General features: G+C 57.1%; 3 protein-coding genes and 1 pseudogene. 1 reads left to right on the forward strand and 3 read right to left on the reverse strand.

The annotated features are described in order from the left end of the window. Window positions 1–175: 175 nt before the first annotated feature. The 3 genes and pseudogenes from YUU_RS58045 to YUU_RS58050 all read right to left on the reverse strand — a co-directional run. Window positions 176–1,006: a Crp/Fnr family transcriptional regulator gene (locus YUU_RS58045; protein ID WP_084802011.1), complete on the reverse strand. Its 831-nt coding sequence runs from the start codon at window positions 1,004–1,006 to the stop codon at window positions 176–178. A gap of 703 nt (window positions 1,007–1,709) precedes the next feature. After that, window positions 1,710–2,024, reverse strand: coding sequence for a hypothetical protein (locus YUU_RS62605; RefSeq protein ID WP_305728047.1), 315 nt, complete (start codon window positions 2,022–2,024; stop codon window positions 1,710–1,712). Between the two features lie 292 nt (window positions 2,025–2,316). After that, window positions 2,317–2,472 (reverse strand): annotated as a pseudogene (locus tag YUU_RS58050) (enoyl-CoA hydratase); the annotation flags it as partial. 167 nt (window positions 2,473–2,639) lie between these two features. Here YUU_RS58050 and YUU_RS0145680 point away from each other — a divergent pair. Further along, entirely contained in the window at window positions 2,640–2,870 is a 231-nt protein-coding gene (locus tag YUU_RS0145680; protein WP_027528093.1) for a hypothetical protein, read from the forward strand. Window positions 2,871–2,944 lie beyond the last annotated feature (74 nt).

Below are 2,944 nucleotides of genomic sequence, written 5' to 3' on the forward strand. Positions count from 1 at the left end.
GATCATGCGGCGGCGAAGTGGGCTGATCTCAGCCATCGGAAAACCTCCTGTCTGAAGGGTTGGGCTTCGAAAACCCGCAATCCTCTCAGACAGGAATCCTTGCTATGCCTCCCTACATGCCGCGCCAGCGGCTTCGTTCAATCCCAAATCGATTCAACCTAACCCCCATCCCGCTTTAATGATCAATTGTTGGAATGGCGGGCTCGGCTGAAGCATAAGCGCCCGATATGAGCTTGTAACAACCGCATGCCTTTTGTTCGAGGCCGCGCCGTTCGTAGATCTTCAGGACGCCGCGGTTTTTGCGGATGAGATTTTGTTCTTCAAAGCGGATGAGCGTCTCAGTTACTCCAGCACGACGCAGCCCTAAAACGGAGGAGAGATATTCATGAGTAACTGGAAGCACGTGAGCATCGACAGCATCGCTCGCCAAACAGAGCCAGGATGCTAGGCGCTTTTCACGGTCATGTCGAACGCCGCACAGTGCTGTCTGAGCGCAATGCAGGCTTAGCGCATCGCCGAATCGAAGCAGCTGTTCTCGGATTTCGGACCGCTTATTCATCAGGCGATGCAGGTCCTCGACGCAGATCCTGTGTGCGCTTCCCGGAATGAGGACAGTCGTTTGATGCGTCGAAACATGCACTCCCAATAGACGCGAGGCACCAACAGCACCGCGATGACCTATAGTAGCGATCTCAAGGATGCTTCCCGCAGCAACAATCCTGAGTGAGGCTAGACCCGATTCTATGAAGTAGACGTGTTCAAGAGGCCGTTTCGGATCCTGCAGAAACATCCGTTCCTTCAATACAACGGGCTCTAAGAATTCGCCCACTGCAACGAGATCTTGCAAAGAAAGAGCCGCCAAAATCGCGTTCTTGACGAAGAACCGTGGATTTGACCGTACCGTGTTAGGTCCGTGATGTATTGGCTGTGTATCCGTGGCCTGCAGCATGGCTGCATCTGCCGCGCTGTCAAATATCTCGAGAGCGCCGGGTACGTGATTGGCCATATTGCGGTCGTCTCCTGCTCCTGGTCTGCGGGGGTTACTCCCATCGGCCCTTCACGAACTCTTGAGTGTGACGATAACAGTGGTTCCCTCCCAATAAATGCAATCATGAGGACCAAGACGATTAAATCCTTCTCTTTAACTGCCCCTTTCGGAGACTTTCGGCATGCTTATGCCGAGCCCTGGGATAAGGACGCGCATCGCAACAAGTTCCTTCGGCTGCGGTTTGACGAATCGCCGTCAAGGCCTAGTACGTTCATCGTGATTTGACCGCCTCTAGTTGGATTTGGGCACTCAGGCGCGCAGAGCCGCAATGAGTCGGAGGCGCCACTTCAAAGCGGGAGCCTCCCTTTACGGCTCGCGGGGGGGCGCATTCGCCAGCAGGATCCGCCGAGGGTCGAATTCGCCTTTTCACGACGATAACGGTGGCTCGCGTTTGGTGGCACTATTCGACCTACATAAGCGCGGTTAACGCATCATAGGGGCTGAGGCCGCAGCTGGCCGTCTTGGTCGCATTGTCCAACGCGCCAAACGCCGAGCCGCAACCTGACGCGACTTGCAAAGCGTGTTGAGCGAGAGTTGCGGGCCGCCCTCAAATCGAAAACCCATATGGCGGGCGCTGTTCAAGTTGATCGATGCGAGCGTTCAACTGGCAGCTCTCGGTCTGGCGGACAGCCGTAAAGAACTGCCGCGGCCCTGTGTTCTTCTACGACGAAACTCGCGGTAGCAGTGAGGTCGCGCCTGCCGCAATCGTATTGGCCAGACAACCACAGGTAACCAGAATGGCTCCTTCGGGCTGGTTCTCGGCGGCATGCACTGAGTGCGGCGCGCGGATCCGCTCGGCGTATGCCGAGACGAATCGCGCCTTTCCTTTCGAGCTCTTCAATCTCGCTCTCATCGGACCCGTATTCCGTGAGCAGGTCCCTTGTAGGTTCGCCATAGACTGGCGCTCCGGATGCGTGTCATGGCCCTTCGGCCATTTCTCGATCTTGATCATGTCGGCCCCCATGTCGGCGAGCATCAAGGTGCAGGTCGGGCCCGCCGTTACATCTGTGAGGTCGACGGCCTGAGGCCAGCGAGCGGACCTGGCAGATACAAGCTTGCCGGGGATTAAATGGTTTAGATTGCCATATCCTATCGGCCGCTGTGGAGTGCGCTTTTTGAGAAATGCATCTAGTCCCTCACGAAATCCCCACTCGTATAACACATGGCAATGAAGTCCTCCCCTCCTCGGGGCTCAACCGCTTCTGCATGCGTGCAATCAATCGGGTTGAGCCACAATGGCGCATTGCTGGCGAGCAGCCGGGCTAACTCGCGGCGATTGTCCGGACCCGGCACTGCTCGAGCTTGGCAACCACATGGTCGATGCGGGTCTCGTAGTCGAGTGCATCCTGCGGCGTCTCGAAGGCGCGGAACTCGTTGATATTCGTCCCCGATGCAAAGGCTTGGTCGCCTGCGCCGCGAAGCACCTGGACGATCGGGATTGCGAGTACCCTCGTCGGCTTGCTCGCGTTCCTGTGCGGTCGCCAGATAGCCAGGACAGTTGCTGCGATGACTGCGGCAATGCGCCAACTCGGCGAAGGGCGGTTCTAAAGTTGTTCTGCCGGGACTCGGCCGCAAGGATGAGTTTGGCGAGATGGTTAACGCAGTTGAAGTGTTCAAGCGGAAAGCACGCGAGTGGGCGCAGGCCGATCTCGGTGCAAAGGCCGAACAGGATCGAATGGCCGCCGAGCAACGCAGAGCTGACTTGGTTCAACTCGCGGGCGAGTTCGAAGATGCTGTCGGCAGGGACATCAATGCCGTCTCGTCCGCCTCTTTGGAGCTTGAAGTGTCCGCGCGCAGTCTTACTAGTGTCTCTGCACAGTGATTATGACTCTTTGGAAGTGTCAGGATAGGCGCGGCCCATTTTGGCGCGGGCCTTGTCTGTCGTGAACATCCATT

It is taken from the genome of Bradyrhizobium sp. Ec3.3, from assembly GCF_000472925.1.
Lineage (GTDB): Bacteria > Pseudomonadota > Alphaproteobacteria > Rhizobiales > Xanthobacteraceae > Bradyrhizobium.